An 18,880-nucleotide genomic window follows, 5' to 3' on the forward strand; every position below is an offset into this window, starting at 1 on the left:
CCGATCACCACCGGCGGCTCGTTGGAGTCGGTCATACCCCGAGCGTCCCGCCGGGCCGTCGGCAACGGCCGAGCCCGGATCGCTCGCACTCGGGAAGGTCGAGCCCGACTTGCTGCTGTAGGAAGCCGGAGTGCCCGGCACGACGGCTGCCGGCGGCGGGGCCACGAGCCGTATCCCTCTTCGCATCTTGACTCCTGGTGCCGACGGGAGTGGGACGCGAACCGCCGGCTCGACAAATACGGTCGGAACGGTCGCGGTCTCGATGGGTTCGCACAGACGCGCGTGCTGCTGCGACGCCGGATGTCCTCGTCGGGTCTGCGCACGACGGGTATTGCCCTTACCTCACTAATAAGAACTAGGTTCTACTTAGCGAAGATACACCGCAACCGGCTCCTGTCAAGAGGCGCGCGCGCAAACTGCCGGACACGGGGACCGCCCTAAAGGAAAAGGGGTGCGAAACGGTCCGGAAGAAAAGCGTCAGGCCGTCGCTGACCAACTCACCGGCGGGAGTTCGATTCCCACCGGATAACGGTGGTCGAAAATCCACGACCCGGTCAACAACAGCGTCGACGACAGGCTTCGGCCGGAGCGCATCGCGTCGAAGAGCCCGCCGGGAGCGCAGCCGAGCAGCGTGACGTCGACGCGATCGGCTCCTTGCATCCCGGGGCCTCGAGCGACCACGGACAGCGTGACGCCATCCGTGGCCGCAGAGACAGCAGGATCGGCAAGCGTCAGGTCTATCAACCCGCCGTGGGCGCGCATGCGCACGGACCCCACGTGGCGGACCACGTCGATTCGGCCGCGCGGACATTTCCGATCGGGAGCGGCCGGAAAGAGAATCCGATCCGGCCGAAATAGCGCGCCGTCGGTGTCACAGGAGCCGCCGACGGCCAGGATGCAGTCGAGAAGTTGCTTTTCACTCCCCGGTTCAGCAATGGTCCCGCTGATTCCTCCGCAGGCACCAAGAATCAACTCGGATTGCCGCGCGCGGGCCCGGTCACGACCTGCAACTCGGTGAAACCGAACAGCCCCCAGGGCCCGTTCTCAACCCCGACACCGCTCCACTTGTGTCCGCCGAAGGGCAGGTGCATCCGCACGCCGCCCCCGTGCGTGTTGACCGAGACCTGCCCGCCGTCGACGCGCTCGGCGATCGCATAGGCGTGGTCGGGGTCCCCCGACCAGACGGACGCGGTCAGGCCGTAGTTCGAGCGGTTGGCGCGCTCAACCGCGTCCCGCTCGTCGCGGAAGGCGACGATCGGCAGCACCGGTCCGAACTGCTCCTCGTCGACGACCCGCACGCCGTCGTCGAGGTTGTCGAGAATCGTCGGAGCATAAAAGTAGCCCGGCCGATCGAGGGCCGCGCCTCCACAGGCGGCGCGCGCACCCCTCCCCAGCGCGTCGGCGACCAAGTCCGACACTCGATCGAACTGTGGGGCGTTGTTGATCGGTCCAAGCTCGGCTCCCGGCACCAGGCCGTCGTCGACCTTGGTGTCGCGCGCGATGCTCGCGAGAGCCTCGACCAGTCGGTCATGGATGTCCTCGTGCGCGTAGACCCGCTTCACCGCGAGGCAGATCTGTCCGTTGTTCCCGAACGCGCCCCAGAACAGGTCGCGGGCGATGGCGTCGACGTCGGCATCGGCCAGCACGATGGCCGGGTCGTTGCCCCCGAGTTCGAGCGTCGTCCGCTTGAGGTCCTCACCGGCGGCGGCGGCCACCCGCATGCCGGTCGCCGTCGAGCCGGTGAAGCTGATCTTGCGGGGAACAGGGTGCGCCACCATCGCCGCACCCAGCGGGTCCGGGCCGCTGACGACATTGAGAACGCCCGGCGGGAGAACTTTCCGGAGCACGGCACCGACGGCCAAGGTCGTGAGCGGTGTGTACGGCGACGGCTTGACCACAACCGTGTTCCCTGCCCGCAGCGCGGGTGCGATCTTCCAGACGGCGAGCAGGATCGGGAAGTTCCACGGCGTGATCGCCGCGACCACACCGATCGGCCGCCGGCGCACCGCCTCGTAGCCCTCGCTGTCGTCACGCAGCACCTCGTCCGGCCACGCGAGATCCGCGTAGTAGCGCAGCCACGCGGACGACGCCTGCAACTCGATCACCGAGTCGTGCAGCGGCTTGCCCTGCTCGAGGGTGAGCAGACGGCTGAGCCGAGCCTGGTCGGCGTCCAGCGCATCGGCTGCGGCGCGCAGGTGCCGGCGGCGAGCGCCGTCGTTCCGCGACCAGGTCCGGAACGCGTCCGCCGCCGAGCCGAAGACGTGGTCCAGGTCCTCGGCCCGGATGGCCGGAGCGGCGCCGAGGATCTCGCCGGTCGCCGGATTCACGACGTCGAAGCTGTCGGAGGTCGCGAAGTCGGCTCCGTCGACCGTGGGGAAAGCCGGTGCCAGGTCGTCGCTGGACGTCATGTTCGCTCCTTCTCTGGTGGGGCCGGGCGCTCCGTGTCGAGGCCGGCAGGGATGAGGACCGGCTTGATCACGGCGCCGGAGATCGCGTCGGCCTCGGCGGCGTCGATGTCACTGAGTGGGTATGTGCGGATGAGACGGTCGAAGGGGAACAGTCCCCGCCGCCAGAGGTCGATGAGGCGAGGCACGAAGACCTGCGGAACGGCGCTGCCCTCGTAGACGAAGGTGACGTGCTTCCCGGCCAGTTCGTATGCCGTGACGCGCACCTCGCCGCTCCCGCCGCCGACGAGGACTGCTGAGCCGGGACGGGCCAGAACGCGGATCGCGGCCGAGATCACCTCGGTGATCGACGTCGTGTCGAAGCTGAAGTCGACGCTCCCGCCGTGATCCCGCACCGCGGCGACCAGGTCGTCCGTGCTCGCGTCGACCGCGTGCGTGGCGCCCGACTCCAGCGCCGTCTGCAGCCTGCCGGGCTTGAGGTCGACGGCGATGATCCGGCCCGCGCCGGCGGCCTTCGCGGCCATGATGGCCCCGAGTCCGACCGCGCCCACGCCGAACACCACGATGGATTGGCCGGGGGCGAGGCGCATCTCGTTGAGGACCGCGCCTGCCCCCGTCTGCAGGCTGCAGCCGAGCGGGCCCATGATCTCCAACGGCACGTCACGGTCGATCACGACGGCACTCGCCTCGGTCGCCACGGCGTACTGCGCGAACGAGGACTGCGCGAACCATCGATTCGCGATCGGTGTCCCGGCCTGGTCGCGAGCGGAGATTCGTCCGTCGGAGTCCGCACCGGTCAGGTTGGCGATCTCGAACCGGGCGCAGTACGCGGGCGACCCCGAGTGGCACGCCGGGCAGGCTCCGCAGGAGGCGAAGCTCATGACGACGTGGTCGCCGGGCTTGATCGCGCGCACGCCCGCGCCGATCCGCTCGACGACGCCGCTCCCCTCGTGTCCCAGGATCACCGGGAGGCGGACCATCTGCTGGCCGGGGATGCGCGCTTGCAGGTCGGTGTGGCACAGTCCGGAGCCGACGACCCGCACCAGCACCTCGTGCGGCTGCAACTCGTCGAGCGTCACGCTCGTCAGCTCGTAGGGCTTGTCCGATGATCGCAGGACTGCGGCCTGGAAGGTCGTCATCACTGTTCCGTTTCTCGTCAACAGCGGGGTCAGGTCACCGGTTCGCGGCTGGAGCGGGCGCAGAGCGAGACGGCGGCGTCCCAGCCGTCCTCGGTCGCAACCATCCGCCGTAGCTTCATGATCTTGCCGGGCTCGTTGAGCGTCGCGGCGCCCACGAGGTGGCCGGCACGCTCGAACAGTGCGACGAACCGGTCCTCGTCCGGCCCTCCGGAGACGAAGGCGACGCTGTCGGCGTCGGCCGTCCCGACGAACTGGATGCGGTGCCCGTACCAGTCGCTCCAGAAGTAGGGGACCGTGCCGTACGCCTGCCGGCTCGCCGGCCGCAGGGCGTTCAGCACGGCACGCGCGCCCTGCTCGGCGGCGTTCGTCCAGTTCTCGAGCCGCATGCGCGCGCCGAAGACCGGGTTCGGCCAGTTGGCCACGTCGCCGGCGGCGTAGACCCCGGGAAGCGACGTGCGCAGGTACTCGTCGCAGACCACCGCGGAGTCGATCGGATCGAGATCGACGCCGGAGCCGACCAGCCACTGGGTGGCCGGGACTGCGCCCACGCCGACGACGACGAGGTCCGCGGGGACGAAGTCACCGTCGGCCAGGAGCACCTGGGTCGCGCGATCGTCCGAACGGACTCCTATCACGCGAACCCCGCACCGCAACTCCACACCGTGGCGACCGTGCAGCCCGGCGAGCGCCGCCCCTACGACGCCACCCACCGCGCGTACCAGCGGGACGCTCGCACCCTCGAGCACGGTGACCGAGGCACCGGCATCGAGTGCGACGCACGCGACCTCGGAGCCGATGAACCCTCCACCGACCACGACCACGCGCCCGCCCCGTCCGACCCGATCGAGCACGGTCCGCACGTGGTGTGCGTCGTCGAGCGTGCGCAGACTGTGGACCGCAGGATGCGCAGCCCACTCGCCGACGTCGCGCGGGGCGGAACCGGTCGCGATCAGGAGCCGGTCGTACGGGACGACCTCGCCGCCGACGACGACGCCCTCACCCGGACGCAACCCGATCGCCCGCTTCCCCAGCCGGAGATCGACGCGCAGGTCGTGGAGCAGTCTCTGCTCGGTGGCGAGCGCAGTCGGGTCGCCACCGGCGAGGAAGGACTTCGACAGCGGCGGGCGATCGTACGGTAGGTGCATCTCGTCACCGATCAGGGTGATGCGCCCCTGGTACCCGGATCGCCTGGCTGCCTCGACGGCCCGGAGCCCGGCGAGCGACGCGCCGACCACCACGAGCCGACGGGCCTCGGGGCAGCCGAAAGGCGAGTCGTCCGCCTTCGGGTGTCCGCTGTTCGTCGTCATTCCGACACCACGGACAACGCCACAGCGGGACACGCTCGGACGGCCTTCATGACGGTGTCGTCGCCGTCGTCGGCCGTCTCGGACACGAGCACGAGCGCGCCGTTGTCATCGATCTCGAAGTGCTCGGGGTCCAACGACTCGCAGATGCCGATACCGGAGCAGCGCTCTCGGTCCACCACGATCCTCATGTGCTCTGTCCGCTCTCTCGCCGTCAGTTGGTCCGCACCGGAAGGCGCCGGATCCCGTTGATGAACTCGCTGTTGAGCATTTCCGGCTCCCCGACCTCGAGGCGCGGCAACTGTGTGAGGATCTCGGCGAACAGCGCGCGCAGCTGGGCTCGGGCGATGCCGTTGCCCAGGCAGTAGTGGATCCCGCCGCCGCCGAAGCCGACGTGCGGGGTGCGGGGACGGCCGAGGCTGAAGCGGTGCGGATCCTCGAACACGTGCTCGTCACGGTTGCCGGAGCAGTAGAAGATCCCGACCTTGTCACCGGCCTGGATCCGGACGCCGCGGAGTTCGACGTCCTCCAAGGCGACGCGGCCGAAGCACATGACCGGGGTCGCGTGCCGGACGAACTCCTCTATGGACCCGGCGATCCGGCCGGTGAAGTCCTCCAGAAGCCACGTCCGTTCGTCGGGATTGCGGTCGAGGTTGAGCACGGTCCAGCTGGTCGTCTGCTTGGTGGTGTCGTTGCCCGCGACGCTGAGCAGCAACATCGTCGACGCGATCTCGTCGTCGGACAGGGGTTTGCCGTCCATACGAGCACTGCCGAGCGCGGTCGCGATGTCGTCGGACGGGTGCTCGCGCCGGTAGTGGACGAGGTCGACGCCGATGTCCCGCAGCACGGTGAGTTGACGGACCATGAAGTCGACCTGGGTCATCCCGGGCGGAAGCATCGACTCGTCGTGACCGCCGACGAAGTTGTCGCCCGCCTGGGCGAACGTCGTCACGAGGCTCTCCGGTACGCCGACCATGTCCGCGATGGTCAGCATCGGGAGCTTCGCCGAGACCGAGGAGACGAAGTCGATGTCGCCCGCCCCCACGACATCGTTGACGATGTCGTGTGCACGCTTCTCGATCTGCGCGTTCAGACGCGCCACCGCCTTGGGCGTGAACGCCGCGCTCATGATTTGGCGGTACCGCGTGTGCTGTGGCGGATCCATCTCGAGGAAGTTCGGCGTCATGATGGTGTCGGGGTGTCGGGGCCGAACCATGATGCTGCCCTGCGAGGTGGAGAACAGCCTGTTGTTCTGGCTGATGTAGGAGATGTCCTCCGCGCGGGTCACCGCCCAGAAGCCGGCCTCGCCGTGCACGTCCGGCGGGACGTCTGCGTCCTCGAGCGGCTGCTGCCAGCTGACGGGGCAGTGCTCGCGCAGCCAGGCGAAGGTCTGGTCACGCTCGACGAATGACCGGCGCCAGAACGCCATGCTCGAGATGTCCTGCCCGGATGTCACCGGGTGGTCGGTCGCGAAGAGTCGGCGGATCATTGGATGCTCCCTCGACGGTGGGGGGAAGCCGGCTCCGCCGAGTGCGCTTGCGCGCTGTCGGGGCGAGTCGTCGGCCGGCGATTATGTAGAACTCGGTTCTAATTGTGGATGAGTGTGCGGTTCGTGGTGTCACGTGTCAAGCATCCGGAGCCGACAAGGTCGGCCCGGTCCGCGCAGGCCACGCGGCTCAGCGGTAGACGGCCCGGAGCTGCATCGCGACGGGTCCGCCCTCGGCCACGACACCGTCCGCGAGTGCGGCACGGATGTCTGATTCGTCCACTCCCGCCTCGCTCAGGACCGCGGTCGTGTGCTCGCCGATGCCCGGCGGGCTCATCGGTCCGCTGCGTTGCGTGCGGGAGAAGGTGGCATGTCGACCGGTGGTGGCGAAGGTGGACCCGTCGGTCGCGGTCCTGAGGTGCACGAACTCGGCCGACCGCAAGCGGGGGTCGGAGACCGCCTCCGAGATCCGGCGGGCGCGGACGGCGGGGATCCCGAACCGGGCCAGCAAGGCGATCGCCTCCCGCGCGTCGAGGTCGGCGAGCGAGGTCCGCATGCGGTCGACGGGGTCGCCTGGGGCCGAGCCGAGCACGTCGTCGACCGTCAGTCGCGGATCGCGCGACTGCAGGCGCACCCAACCGTCCGACACCGGGTAGTAGCGATCGAGCGGGCCGGGCCCCTTGAAGTCCGGGCCGCTCCGGACTGTCGGGGCTCGGCCCGGGAACCGGACGAGGTCACCCGACTCGAGCAGCGACGCGGCACCGACGAGGGACGCCGAGACCTGCTGTCCGGCTCCGCTGCACTCCCGGTGCAGCAAGGCGGCGACGACCCCGAGGGCGCACAACGCCGCCGCCGTGACGTCGATGATGGCAATCGTCGTGGCGATCGGCAGCTCGAGGTCGCCCTGGGCGCTCATCATGCCGCTCATGGCCTGCACGACCATGTCGACACCGCCCCGGTCGGCCATCGGCCCACAGACGCCGTAGGCGGACAACGAGACCGACACGAGGTCGGGGTTCGACGTGCTCAGGTGGGCGTGGTCCAGACCCAACGCGGCCATCACGCCGGGGCGCATCCCGCCGATCAGCGCGTCCGCGCCGTCGCACACCCGCTGCACGAGGCGGCGACCCGCCTCGGCGCGCAGGTCGACGGCAAGACTGCGCATGCCACGGTTGAAGACGAATCCGGCGTCGCGGAACGGATCACCGGTCGTCGGCTCGATCTTGACCACGTCCGCGCCGAGTTCCGCGAGGAGGAAACCCGCGTACGGCGTGGCGACGAAGGTTCCCATGTCGAGGATCCGCATCCCGTGCAGTGGGCCCGGACTCGGCGCCGATGGTCCGGCCGGCGCCGCCGACTCCCGCGGCGGCCAGGACGGGTGGTCGTTGTGCTCGCCGAGGGGTGGCGCGGCACCGGCGACCCGCGCGGGCGACCTGCCGAAGCGCAGTGGCACGCCGGGCATGGCGACGGTGCCGCGGTCGGCGTCCTGCACGTCGACCCGAAGATCGTTGGCCGCGACCTGTGGGTGATCGAGCCAGTCGTCGCGCGACCCAACCGGGCCCGCCGGGACACCGCGCTGCTCCAGTTCGCGCAGCCAGACGTCGCGTGGGCGGCAGCGGAACGCGGCGGACACCCGTTCCATGACCCACTCGACGTTCTCGGGCAGCACCATGTTCGTCGTCGTCCCGGCCAGCCGTGGGTCGTCGAGGATGTCCGCGATCCCGAGCACCTCCAGGACGGCTCGCTCGAACTTCGGGCCGAGGGCGCCGCAGGCGAGCCAGGCGTCCGCGGCGCGCACCGCCCGATAGGTCGGGTGGCGTCCGAGCACGCCGACCGCGGTGTCGAGGTCGGGTGCGTCGGGAGAGACGGCCAGCGTGTACGAGCTCGCCTCCATCACCGCGTTGACACCGGTGACGGTCACGTGTTGGCCGCGCCCGGATCGCTCCCGTTCGACGAGGGCGGCCAGCGCGCAGGCGGCCGCCCAGACGCCCTGGATGTGGCTGAGGTACGGCACGACGAAGTCGACCGGTGCGCCGTCCTGCGAGGCCTGGCGCCAGGACACACCGGTGTGCGCGCTCAGCATCGCCTCGGACTCCTCGTCCCCGAGCCAGGGGCTCCCCTCGGCGAGGTAGGCCGGCATCTCCAGCACGACCAGCCGATGGTTGGCCTCCGCGGCATTCACCACCCGGTCCCCGTACGCCGCGAGCGACTCGTTCGGCGCGAGGATGCAGACGTCCGCTGCGGCCAGCGCCCGGGCGAGCCACGCCCGCCCGCGCCGGTCGCGGGCCGGGTGGCATACCGAACGTTTGCCCCGGTCCCATACGGCGTATCCCGGCACGTCACGGCGCCGTTGCCCGCGCTCGGGCCGCTCAACGAGCACCACGTCTGCGCCGAAGTCGGAGAACAGCATGCCGGTGACGGCGGCTGCGGTGCTGACCCCGAGTTCCAGCACCCGCCGCCCGTGCAGGGCTCCGGGTGCGGCGGTCGACGACATCGTGCTCACCTCGGTATCCGGGACGTGAAGATGGACGGCGCCGGACCGTCGGCGACCGGCCGGAACTCCTTTTCGACGCGGTCCATGAGGTCGGCGACGCCCCACGGGCCGTCGGACTCGAGGGACCGGACCACCTCGGGCGTGTTCCACAACGTGATCTGCCGCCCCACCGCGCCCAACACCCGGCCGGACAGCCAGTCCGAGCCGGTGCCGGCGATATAGGCGACCAGCGGTGCGACGTTCTCGGGTGTCATGTCGGCGACGGTCGCCGGGTCGGCACCCGCAGCCTTGTCCGGGTCGACGGCCGCGGTGAGGCGGGTCGTGGCACCGGGGGCGATGGCGTTGGCGGTCACGCCGAGGCGCCCCAGCGCGTTGGCGAGCGACATCGTGAGTCCCACCACGCCCATCTTCGCCGCTGCGTAGTTCGGCTGACCAGGAGAACCTTGCAGGCCGGAGTCCGAGGTGAAATTGATGATGCGGAAGTGCCCGTCGGGCTTGCGCTGGGTGCGCCAGTACGCGGACGCCGGGCGGATCGTGCTGTAGTGGCCGCGGAGGTGGACCCGGATGACGGCGTCCCAATCCTCCTCGCTGAGGTTGAAGATCATCCGGTCACGCAGGATGCCGGCGGCATTGACCAGGACGTCGAGCCGGCCGTACTTCTCCACCGCGGAGTCGACCAACCGCCGGCCGGTCTCGGAGTCGGCGATGTCGCCACCGTCGACGATCGCCTCGCCACCCCTGGCGATGATCTCCTCGGCGACCTCGCGGGCCGGGCCGAGGTCCGCCCCGCGCCCGTCCGACTCGGCGCCGAGGTCGTTGAGGACGAGCCGGGCTCCCTCTGCGGCGAACAACCGGGCGACCGACGCGCCGATCCCTCGTCCGGCACCGGTGATGATCGCTACTCGCCCCTCGAGGTTTCCCATCTTCTCCTCCACGTTCCAGGGTTGATCGCGCCCGCGTGGATCGGCGAGCGTGTTGTTCGGTCGTACGTGCCGAGCACTCAGCCGATGAGCGCCCGTCCTCGATCGATCACGGCGTTCCCGGCCGAGTCCGTCGTCCGGAACCGCGCCGTCTCGCCGTCGACCCAGATGCTGACCGTGAGGGTCTCCCCCGGCACGATGGGCTTGGTGAAGCGTCCCGACATCGACCGGAACCTCTTCGGATCGGAGTCGGCCGCCGTGTGCAGCAGGGCTCGTCCCGTGTACCCGTAGGTGCACATGCCGTGCAGGATCGGCCGCTCGAACCCACCGCGCGAGCTGAACGACGGGTCGGTGTGCAGCGGGTTGCGGTCGCCGGTGAGGCGGTACAGCAGCGCCTGGTCGGACCGGGTCGCATAGATGACGACGTGGTCGGGTGCCCGGGTCGGCAATTCCCACGACGACGACGGTCCTCGGTCCCCGCCGAAGCCCCCGTACCCGCGGAAGAACACCGACGTGCGCAGCGTCGCCGCCAGTGAACCGGCGTCATCGTGCGCAGTGGTGACCGTCTCGACGAGCGCACCCGATCCCTTGTCGTACACGCCCGCGATCTCGCACCGGGAGTTGACAGCCCCGCTCGTCGCCAAGGTGCCCGCGAGTTCGAAGGCCTGCTCGGCGTGCAGCATCTTGGTCATGTCGACGTCGTCGGGCAGCGGGAGCTCGACACCCAGGGCCACGTTCGCGAATGTCGGCAGGACCAACTGCTCGTGGCCGCAGGTGTTCTCGGTCGTGAACGCGAGCTCGCTCAACGGATTGATCTGTCCGGCTCCGACCGAGATCGCGTAGAGCATCGCGTCGTCGGCGGTCCAGCTCCGTCGCACGGCGGGACCACTACGGCCCACCAGCGATTCGTCAATCGGCATCGTCTCGTCCTCCCGGCTGTGCACCTCGTCGGCACCGCACCACCGACCACCCGCCGGCACCGAAATCCGACCACGCGCCCCCCACCTGGGCAATCGATCAACCGTTCTCCGGATAGTGCGATGCCACATTCGGTGGATGACGTTGACCTTGAAGTCGTGATCCGTGAAATTCGCACCGACAGTCCGCGCCGGCTGAACCAGGAACGACCCTCGGCGGTGGACTGACCCGAGCGTGAGTCGTCGAGAGGAACCTTGATGTCTGGCTTCGAGCCGACCCCGACGCCGGAGACGGCGCCGTATTGGGACGCCGCCGCGCGCGGCGATCTGTCGGTGCAGTTCTGTTTGCAGTGCGCGCGCCACTACTTCTACCCCCGACCCGCGTGCCCCCGGTGCGGCGGCGAAAGTGTGGAATGGCGAACCGTCGCCGGGCGCGCGAGGCTCGTCTCCTACGTCATCAACCATCGCCCCCTGCCGCCGTTCGACGCGACGGTGCCGCAGATCGTCGCGCTCGTCGAGTTGGACGAGGGGCCGCGCATGATGACCGCCATCGTCGGCGTCGAGCCCGCACCCGAGCATTTGCCTCTGGATCTTGCGCTCGAGGTGGCGTTCGTCGACTGCGGCGACGTCCGGCTCCCCGTGTTCAAGCCGATGGCGGTCGCGGCATGAGCGCGACCTCGATGCACGGTGGCCGGGTGGCGATCGTCGGCGCTTCGGAGACCGACACCATCGGGAAGCGCCCCGACGCCTCGGTGCTCGGCCTGCACGCGGAGGCCGCGCGCAACGCGCTGCGCGACGCGGGCCTGACGATTTCCGACGTCGACGGGATCGCCACCGCCGGCATCTATCCGCAAGACATCTCCCACTACCTCGGCATCACCCCGCGATGGCTCGACGGCACGCTTGTCGGCGGTTGCAGTTTCCTCCTGCACGTCCGGCACGCGGCGGCGGCGATCGCCGCCGGTGCGGCCGACGTCGTGCTGGTGACGCACGGCGAGTCCGGTCGATCCGGCGTCGGTGCGGACCCGTGGATCCGCAACCCGGCGGCAATCAGCGGCCAGTTCGAACAGCCTTACGGCGCCCAGGCCCCGTACTCGACGTTCACCGTTCCGGCGCTCCGCTTCCTGCACGACCGGGGAATGACCGTCGAACACCTGGCCCACGTCGCGGTCGCCCAGCGCACCTGGGCCGTCGACAATCCCCGCGCGGCTCGGCGCGACCCGGTCACCGTCGCCGACGTCCTGGGCGGTCCGACCATCGCCTACCCGTTCACCCGCGACATGTGCTGCGTGGTCACCGACGGCGGCGGAGCGCTCGTACTCACCAGCGCCGAACGAGCACGTGACCTGCCGTCGACGAACCGAGCCGTGTACCTCCTCGGATCGGGCGAGTCCGCGGAATCGTCGATCGTCTCACAGATGGCCGATCCGGGGTCGTTCGCGGCATTTCGGCACGCGAGCGCGGAGGCCTTCCGAACAGCGGGACTCACGCACGCGGACATCGATCACTTCATGGCCTACGACGCGTTCGCGCACCTCCCGCTGTACGCGCTCGAGGACGCCGGGTTCGTCGGACGCGGTGAGTCCGGTGACTTCGTCGCCGAGGGGAACACCGTCAAGGGCGGACGCCTGCCGGTGAACACCAACGGCGGCGGGCTCTCCTACACGCACTCCGGCATGTACGGCATGTACGCCATCCAGGAGGCGGTTCGACAGCTCCGCGGCGAGGCACACGCACAGGTTCCGGGCGTGGATGTCAGCTTCGTACTCGGCGTGGGCATGTTCTTCGCGGCCGCCGGCAGCCTGGTGCTCGCGCGCCACCCGGCCTGACATGGCAGCGCCGCAGGATCGACTGCGCTGCCTGGGAAGATCGGGTCGGCGGGGTGTACGGCTCCGCTATCGTGAATGTGCCGGGTTCGGGCGACAGTCGGCGGGCCGCCGAGCAAGAAACACCGGTCGCCACGGATACCATGCACCGACAGTGCGTGGCGAAGGACTTCGGAGTGACGATGTCAGCGATTCGAACCACCGGGCGCACACCTGCGGCGCAAGCCTTCCGCGCCAACCAGGTGATCGAGACGGCACGTCAGCTCGCGTCCGAAGGCGGCTACGAGGCGGTCCAGATGCGCGAGGTCGCCAAGCGCGCTCGCGTCGCGCTCGCCACGCTCTATCGCTACTACCCCTCGAAGGACGATCTCATCCGGGCCTTCGTCGACACGGACGTGCAGCTGCTGCGCGACGACGTCATCGCGCGGCCGCCGCACGACTCGACGCCCAACGCGCGGGCGGCGACGGTGTTCATCCGGGCCTTCCGCGCGATGACCCGCGATCGCGGTTTCGCGCAGGCCGCGATGAGCATTCACCACTCGCCGCGCCCGCTCGGGCTCGGCCGCGGCCCGGTCGCGGAGCCACTGCGGAACTCCTTCGTCGACATCGCGGCGCTCGCAGCCTGGGGACCGGACCACGAGACCACGGCCGACGAGTACCTCGCCCTGCACGTGCTCGAGTCGTTGCTCAACAGCAGCGTGCTCAGTTGGCTCGATGGTGCCATGACTGCGGAGTACGTCGAGGAACGGCTGGCGTTCGCCGGAACCCGGATGCTCACTTCCGAGATGCCGGCCCAACCCGCAGATGTGAAGACGGGAACCCGCCGGGTCCGATAGCCAGGCGGAATCGCCATGCGCCGCCCGCACGACTGCGAGCCGCCCGTCCGGACCGTGATTGAGGATGCACGGTCCACGATCCACCTGGATCCTCGCCACCTGTCTTCTCGGCGTCTTCGTCACCACGCTGCCCGTCACCCTCTTGACGATCTCGGTCGGTCGGATAGCGCGGGACGTCCACTCCGTGCCGTCCGTCGTCTCGTGGACCACCACGGCTCCCATGCTGGCGGCTGCAACTGCGATGCCGTTGTTCGGTCGCCTCGGCGACATTCACGGTCATCGGCAGATCTATCTCCTCGGACTGGCCACCGCGACGTTGTTCGCCGGAGCCACGGCGTTCGCCTGGGATGCGCCGAGTCTCATCGCGTTCCGCACCCTGTCGCAGACCGGCGCGGCGGCCATGGTGCCGAGCACCTACGCGACCCTGTTCGCCACGTTCACCGAGGAGAAGAGGGTTCGTGCATCCTCGCTCGCCGGCGCGACCCAGGCCGCAGCAGCGGCCGGCGGCCTGGTCGTCGGCGGACCCCTGGTCGACCTGATCGGGTGGCGAGCGCTCTTCCTGGCTCAGGCCGGCGCCGCCGCTGCGGCCCTCGTCGCAGGTGCGGGCGTGTTGCCCGCGACCAGGAGACCCGGGCCGTCCCCGTCCCTCGACCTGCCGGGCGCCTGCCTGCTCGGCGTCACCACGTTCTCCGTCACGTTCGGACTGAACCGACTGCTCTCCGGCTCCCCCGCCCTCGCGCTGCCGATCCTCGCCGTCGCACCCGTCTCCCTCCTCGCCCTGGTGGGCGTCGAGCGTCGAGCGCGGCATCCGCTGCTTCCGCTGCACCTGCTGACCGACCGGGACACGGCGGTGGGATGCGGTGTCTCCTTCGTGGTCAACATCGCATGGATGGGGAACTTCGTGACGGCCCCCCTGCTCCTGCAGTCGGTGTTCGGTCTCTCCACGACCGCGACCTCTCTCGTGAGCGCCCCACGGACCTCGCTCATCCTGGCGGCCGCACCCGCGTCGGCCGCCTTGAGCGAGCGACGGGGTGAGCGACGCGTGGTCACGGGTGCGGCCATCGTGCTCGCAGCCGTAAGCGGTGGCCTGAGCGTCGCGAGCCATCTTCGCGAGCTCGCGCCGATGGCGGTCCTGCTGGCGGCGAGCGGCCTGGCCCTGGGGCTCGTCCAACCCCCGCTCGTGTCCGCCACGATTCGCACCACGCCCCCGGACGAAGTCGGCCTCGTCGTCTCGCTGCAGCAGACCGCGAATCAGATCGGCGGCGTGGTCGGCATAGGCGCCGGGACCGCGATCGCCGCCGACGCGACCACGCCGCAGCCGTTCGTCATCGTGTTCGCGCTATCGGCGGGCCTTTTCGCCGCCGCGGCACTTCTCAGCACGAGGCTCAGGCGCCGCAGGTCAGGTCGACCCGTCGAAGTCGAGTCCCAGTAGCTCGCCGGCGTTGCGGTACGCGATCCGCGCGAGAACATCGGGAGGGAAGCCGATTGCGTGCATCTCCCGGACAGGGAACGCCGTGTAGAAGTTGCGCGGCCCGGAGTAGTGGTCGGTGCCGAGTACGAGCCGGTCCGGTCCCCAGCGCTCGACGAAGTGCGCGAATCCATGCGCCACGGCCGTCGCGACGCCGGTGTCGAACCAGACGTTGGGGAAGTCGCCGGCGACCTCGACGAGTTGGGCCGCCTGCTGCGGGCTGGAGAAGCCGTCGAGCGCGAGGAACCGCACGTCGGGATATCGGCGTGCCAGCGCGAAGAGCCGCCAGGGTGACTCCATGTCGGAGGACTCGGCGAGGATGTGGACGAGCACCGCGCGGTCGAACGCCCTCGCCGTCTCGAGCACCACCGACATGCGTTCGTCGTTGACGGTCAGGCCGAGGTAGCGGTGGTGGTAGGACACACCGCGGAAGTCCAACTCGTCGAAGCATCGGACGAGTTCGGCTTCCGCAGACTGCGGCTCGGCAGGGTTGACCGTGGCGCAGGCGGCCGCGACGAGATCCGGCCGCTCGTCGCGGTACCGGGCGAGCACGTCGTGGGCGGTCGCGTACCTCTGATTGTCGTGCGTGAGGGTCATCAGCGGCATCGGCATGATGACGCAGCGATCGATGTCGTTCGCTGCCATGAAGTCCTGCCGGTCGGCTTGATCCTGCTGCCGCCACTCGGGTTGCATCCACTCGTCGGGCTCGATGTTCCCCACGTGGTGATGACAGTCGATGACCGGAATGGAAAGCTCGGCACCGCCGGCTGCGTCGAACACGCGGTATCCCATGTCTCCTCCGAAATTCCGACTGGCCCGCGCGCCGTCGCCGGCGTGCTGCGCACAGACAACTCGCCATCGCCGACGACCGGCGCCGGCTGTGAAGTCGATGACTCACGGGCAACCACCCCGACCGTCGGCCGCGGGTGGCCACTGCGGGAGCAGCCAACCGCATCGAATCGGCGATCAGTGCAGTCACACCGCGTCATCTGCATCGATCAGGTGACACTGAAACCGCCGTCGACGATGACCGTCTGACCACACATGTAGCCACCGGCGGCCGAGACCAGCCAGATGATGGTCGCCGCGATCTCCTGCGCTGATCCGAACCGGCCGAGCAGAGTGCGGCTGGTGAGCTTGGCGAGTCGGTCGTCGTCGTAGACGGCGGTCATCTCCGATGCGACGTAGCCGGGGGCGATTGCGTTGACCCGGATGCCGAATCGCTGCGCCCACTGCTGGGCGAGGTCACGGGTCAGACCGACCAACGCCGCCTTGCTCGCCGAGTAGGCGGCCTGCGGCAGCCCGGCCGTGGTGTACGCGAGCACGCTCGAAAGGTTGACGATGGCGCTACCGGGTTGCATCACTCGCGCGCACGCCTGCGCGAGCCAATAGGCACCCATGAGATTGATGTCGACGACCTGCCGGAACTGTTCCGGCGTTTCCCGAAGAGCCGGTACCGCAGTTCCCAATCCGGCGTTGTTGACCAGGACGTCGACATGACCGAAGTGGTTCATCGCCGCATCGACAACTGCCTGGCAGTCCTCCGGCCTGGTCACGTCGGCCGGCACCGCGAGGGCCTCCCGGCCGGCCGCGCGGACCAGTTCCGCGGTCTCGGCCAGTCGGTCTCCGCGGCGGGCGGCGAGCAGGACATCCGCACCGGCCTCGGCCAGGCTCACGGCGAACTGCACCCCCAGTCCAGAGGATGCGCCGCTGATGACCGCGACCTTGCCGTCCAGTCGAAACGAATCCAGGACGCTCATACGAAGACCTGCCTTCTGGAAGGGGGCGGCGCCGAGCCGGGCGCTATGCGCCATCGAGCAGCCTGAGGCCACGGGCCGCGAGAACGGGCACGGCCGTCCCGACCTTGTCGTAGCCCTCGCCCACGGCGAGCCCGCCAAGGTGGCGCGCATGCACTCCTTCGAGGATTGCTGCGAGCTTCATCGCCGCGAGGGCCAGGTAGATCGGCAGCTGGGACAGATCACGTCCGGTCCGGGCCGCGTAGCGCTCGGCCAACTCGGTGGTCGTGCGGAACCCGGGCAGGGTCGTCAACCCGGCAGCCACCGAAATGGAGTCCCGCTCAACGTCGTCTCGGTCGTGCCAGTAGGTAAGCATGGACGCGAGGTCGACCACCGGGTGCCCGAGGGTGGCCAGTTCCCAGTCGAGGATGGCGAGTACCCGTGGCGGGGCGGTGTTGACGATGGTGTTGTCGAGTCGATAGTCGCCGTGCACGACCGTGGTCTCCTCGTCGGCCGGCACGGCTTCTTCCAGCCTGGCGAGCAACCGGTCCATGTCCGGGAGTTCACGGGTCCTCGAGTTCTGCCACTGCTTGCCCCAGGTGTGCACCTGGCGGGCCGCATAGCCGCCCCGCTTGCCGAAGTCGCCCAGGCCGACCGCGTCGACGTCCACCGAGTGCAGGTCACCCAGCGCATCGACGAGGCCGTCGCTGAGCGCGGCCCGCTGTTCCGGCGTCAGCTCGCCGGCCTCCGCGGCGCCTCTTACCACCAGCCCGCGAACCTCGCGCATGACATAGAACGGAGCGCCCAATACCTTCTCGTCGTCGCAGAAGGCGAGCACCTCGGGAACGGGGACCGGGGTCGGGCCGAGCGCCACCAGCGCCCGGTGCTCGCGTCGCATGTCGTGCGCACCACGCAACGCATGTCCCAGCGGCGGCCGGCGCAGTACCAGACGCTGGTCACCGGCTTCGATCCGAAAGGTCAGATTGGAAAGGCCGCCGGAGATGACCTCGGCGGACCAGTCGGAATCGAGACCGAGTTCCCTCCGCAGGTAGGTGGCGGCCGATTCCCGCGGCAGGCCGGGCAGGTCTTTCCGGGTGAGGCTCATCGGGTCTCCGCCCTCGCCCGCCGTGCCGCGCGCTTGGCCAAGGACATCCGGTGCACCTCCGAGGCGCCGTCGTAGATACGGAACGCCCGGATGTCGGCGTAGATCCGGCCGACGACCAGTTCCTCGCTCATGCCGAGACCGCCGCAGAGCTGCACGCTGCGGTCGACGATCCGGCCGGCTGCCTCGCTGACGAAGACCTTGGCGATGGACGAGGACTCCGTGCTTCGGTCGCCCTCGGCGATCGTCCAACTGGCCTGCCACGTCAGCGCGCGGGCGGCCGCGAGGTCGATCTCATTGTCCGCGATCATTTGCTGCGCCATGCCGTGTTGCGCGAGCGGTTCGCCGAACAGCTCGCGGGTGACACTGCGGGCCAGCGCGATCTCGTGCGCCCGGCGCGCGGCGCCGAGCCAGCGCATGCAGTGCGTGAGCCGCGCCGGGGCCAAGCGGACCTGGGCGTAACGGAATCCTTCGCCCGGCGCACCGAGGACGGCCGCGTCGTCGACGCGAACGTCATCGAACGTGACCCGGCAATGGCCGCCGACCATGGTGCGGTCGATGGTGCGGGCGTGGCCGGTGATCCGATAGCCGGGCGTATCGGAATCGATCAGGAACATCGTGGCTCCACTGCCGTCGGTATTGGCGGCCATGACGATGCAGAATCCCGCGCCTTCGGCTCCGGTGATCAGGTGCTTGACGCCCGAGATCGACCAACCGCCGTCGACTCGAGTCGCGGATGTGCGCAGGGCGGTCGGGTCGGACCCGGCCCCCGGGAGCGGTTCCGTCATCGCGAAGCAGGAGCGCATGTCACCGGCGACAAGCGGGACGAGGTAGCGCTCCTTCTGCGCCTCGGTCGCGACGACATTCAACAGGTGGATGTTGCCCTCGTCCGGTGCCGCGCAGTTGATGGCCAGCGGGCCGAGCAGCGAACGGCCGGCCTCCTCGAGCAGCACCGCGGCCTCGTCGAAACCGAATCCGCCACCGCCGACTGCGGCGTCCGCTTGGGGGGCCCACACACCGGCTGCCTTGGCCGCCGCCTGAAGCGTGATGCGCACGTCGTCGGTGAGACCGTTGGCGAATACCTCTTGCTCGATCGGAATGACCGTGCAGTCGACGAAGTCGCGAATGGCTTCCTGCCAGTGTCGTACCCGGTCGGGCACCGTGAAGTCGAACGACAAGTCCTCCGCTCCTTTCGAGTGTGCCGGCGAAAACATGGCGCGGCGGACTGCTGATGATCGGCTGACGCG

17 protein-coding genes are annotated in these 18,880 nt (G+C 69.5%); 4 read left to right on the forward strand and 13 right to left on the reverse strand.

What is annotated here, in order from left to right; all coding sequences use genetic code 11:
- Positions 1–477: 477 nt before the first annotated feature.
- From A3IC_RS65365 to A3IC_RS0128340, 9 genes are all read right to left on the reverse strand, one after another.
- Complete coding sequence (locus tag A3IC_RS65365; RefSeq protein ID WP_158696128.1) at positions 478–972, reverse strand: HtaA domain-containing protein; 495 nt, start codon at positions 970–972, stop codon at positions 478–480.
- Positions 969–2,408, reverse strand: a complete 1,440-nt coding sequence (locus A3IC_RS0128305) for an aldehyde dehydrogenase family protein (RefSeq protein ID WP_020553442.1) — start codon at positions 2,406–2,408, stop codon at positions 969–971. Before A3IC_RS0128305 ends, A3IC_RS65365 begins: the two co-directional genes overlap by 4 nt.
- Entirely contained in the window at positions 2,405–3,544 is a 1,140-nt protein-coding gene (locus A3IC_RS0128310; RefSeq protein WP_020553443.1) for an NAD(P)-dependent alcohol dehydrogenase, read from the reverse strand. Before A3IC_RS0128310 ends, A3IC_RS0128305 begins: the two co-directional genes overlap by 4 nt.
- Positions 3,545–3,573: 29 nt before the next feature.
- Positions 3,574–4,851 (reverse strand): NAD(P)/FAD-dependent oxidoreductase, encoded by a 1,278-nt coding sequence (locus tag A3IC_RS0128315; protein ID WP_020553444.1) that lies wholly within the window; start codon positions 4,849–4,851, stop codon positions 3,574–3,576.
- Positions 4,848–5,039 (reverse strand): ferredoxin, encoded by a 192-nt coding sequence (locus A3IC_RS0128320; RefSeq protein WP_020553445.1) that lies wholly within the window; start codon positions 5,037–5,039, stop codon positions 4,848–4,850. Before A3IC_RS0128320 ends, A3IC_RS0128315 begins: the two co-directional genes overlap by 4 nt.
- Before the next feature lie 23 nt (positions 5,040–5,062).
- Positions 5,063–6,337 (reverse strand): cytochrome P450, encoded by a 1,275-nt coding sequence (locus A3IC_RS0128325; protein WP_020553446.1) that lies wholly within the window; start codon positions 6,335–6,337, stop codon positions 5,063–5,065.
- Between the two features lie 187 nt (positions 6,338–6,524).
- On the reverse strand, positions 6,525–8,828 hold the full coding sequence (locus A3IC_RS0128330) for a CaiB/BaiF CoA-transferase family protein (RefSeq protein ID WP_040877302.1): 2,304 nt from the start codon (positions 8,826–8,828) through the stop codon (positions 6,525–6,527).
- Positions 8,829–8,833: 5 nt separating this feature from the next.
- A complete protein-coding gene (locus A3IC_RS0128335; RefSeq protein ID WP_026218839.1) occupies positions 8,834–9,751 on the reverse strand; it encodes an SDR family NAD(P)-dependent oxidoreductase in 918 nt (305 codons plus the stop codon).
- Between the two features lie 77 nt (positions 9,752–9,828).
- Positions 9,829–10,668, reverse strand: a complete 840-nt coding sequence (locus A3IC_RS0128340) for a MaoC family dehydratase (RefSeq protein WP_026218840.1) — start codon at positions 10,666–10,668, stop codon at positions 9,829–9,831.
- A gap of 255 nt (positions 10,669–10,923) precedes the next feature.
- On the opposite strand from A3IC_RS0128340, the gene A3IC_RS0128345 reads away from it, so the two are divergent.
- The 4 genes from A3IC_RS0128345 (at position 10,924) to A3IC_RS56990 (ending at position 14,759) form a co-directional block, all read left to right on the forward strand.
- Positions 10,924–11,334, forward strand: coding sequence for a Zn-ribbon domain-containing OB-fold protein (locus tag A3IC_RS0128345; RefSeq protein ID WP_020553450.1), 411 nt, complete (start codon positions 10,924–10,926; stop codon positions 11,332–11,334).
- Positions 11,331–12,494 carry a thiolase C-terminal domain-containing protein gene (locus tag A3IC_RS0128350; RefSeq protein WP_020553451.1) on the forward strand — a complete coding sequence of 388 codons (1,164 nt, stop codon included), beginning with the start codon at positions 11,331–11,333 and terminating at the stop codon, positions 12,492–12,494. Before A3IC_RS0128345 ends, A3IC_RS0128350 begins: the two co-directional genes overlap by 4 nt.
- Before the next feature lie 179 nt (positions 12,495–12,673).
- Positions 12,674–13,327 (forward strand): TetR family transcriptional regulator, encoded by a 654-nt coding sequence (locus tag A3IC_RS62790; protein ID WP_158696129.1) that lies wholly within the window; start codon positions 12,674–12,676, stop codon positions 13,325–13,327.
- Between the two features lie 64 nt (positions 13,328–13,391).
- A complete protein-coding gene (locus A3IC_RS56990) occupies positions 13,392–14,759 on the forward strand; it encodes an MFS transporter (protein ID WP_020553453.1) in 1,368 nt (455 codons plus the stop codon).
- On the opposite strand, the gene A3IC_RS0128365 is transcribed toward A3IC_RS56990, so the two are convergent.
- The 4 genes from A3IC_RS0128365 to A3IC_RS0128380 all read right to left on the reverse strand — a co-directional run bounded on the left by A3IC_RS0128365 (position 14,727) and on the right by A3IC_RS0128380 (position 18,811).
- Positions 14,727–15,587 (reverse strand): amidohydrolase family protein, encoded by an 861-nt coding sequence (locus A3IC_RS0128365; RefSeq protein WP_020553454.1) that lies wholly within the window; start codon positions 15,585–15,587, stop codon positions 14,727–14,729. The genes A3IC_RS56990 and A3IC_RS0128365 overlap by 33 nt on opposite strands.
- Before the next feature lie 206 nt (positions 15,588–15,793).
- Positions 15,794–16,555 carry an SDR family NAD(P)-dependent oxidoreductase gene (locus A3IC_RS0128370; protein ID WP_020553455.1) on the reverse strand — a complete coding sequence of 254 codons (762 nt, stop codon included), beginning with the start codon at positions 16,553–16,555 and terminating at the stop codon, positions 15,794–15,796.
- Between the two features lie 43 nt (positions 16,556–16,598).
- Positions 16,599–17,636, reverse strand: a complete 1,038-nt coding sequence (locus tag A3IC_RS0128375) for a phosphotransferase family protein (protein WP_020553456.1) — start codon at positions 17,634–17,636, stop codon at positions 16,599–16,601.
- A complete protein-coding gene (locus A3IC_RS0128380) occupies positions 17,633–18,811 on the reverse strand; it encodes an acyl-CoA dehydrogenase family protein (RefSeq protein ID WP_020553457.1) in 1,179 nt (392 codons plus the stop codon). Before A3IC_RS0128380 ends, A3IC_RS0128375 begins: the two co-directional genes overlap by 4 nt.
- Positions 18,812–18,880 lie beyond the last annotated feature (69 nt).

It is taken from the genome of Embleya scabrispora DSM 41855, assembly GCF_000372745.1.
In the GTDB taxonomy this organism is placed as follows: Bacteria; Actinomycetota; Actinomycetes; order Streptomycetales; family Streptomycetaceae; genus Embleya; species Embleya scabrispora.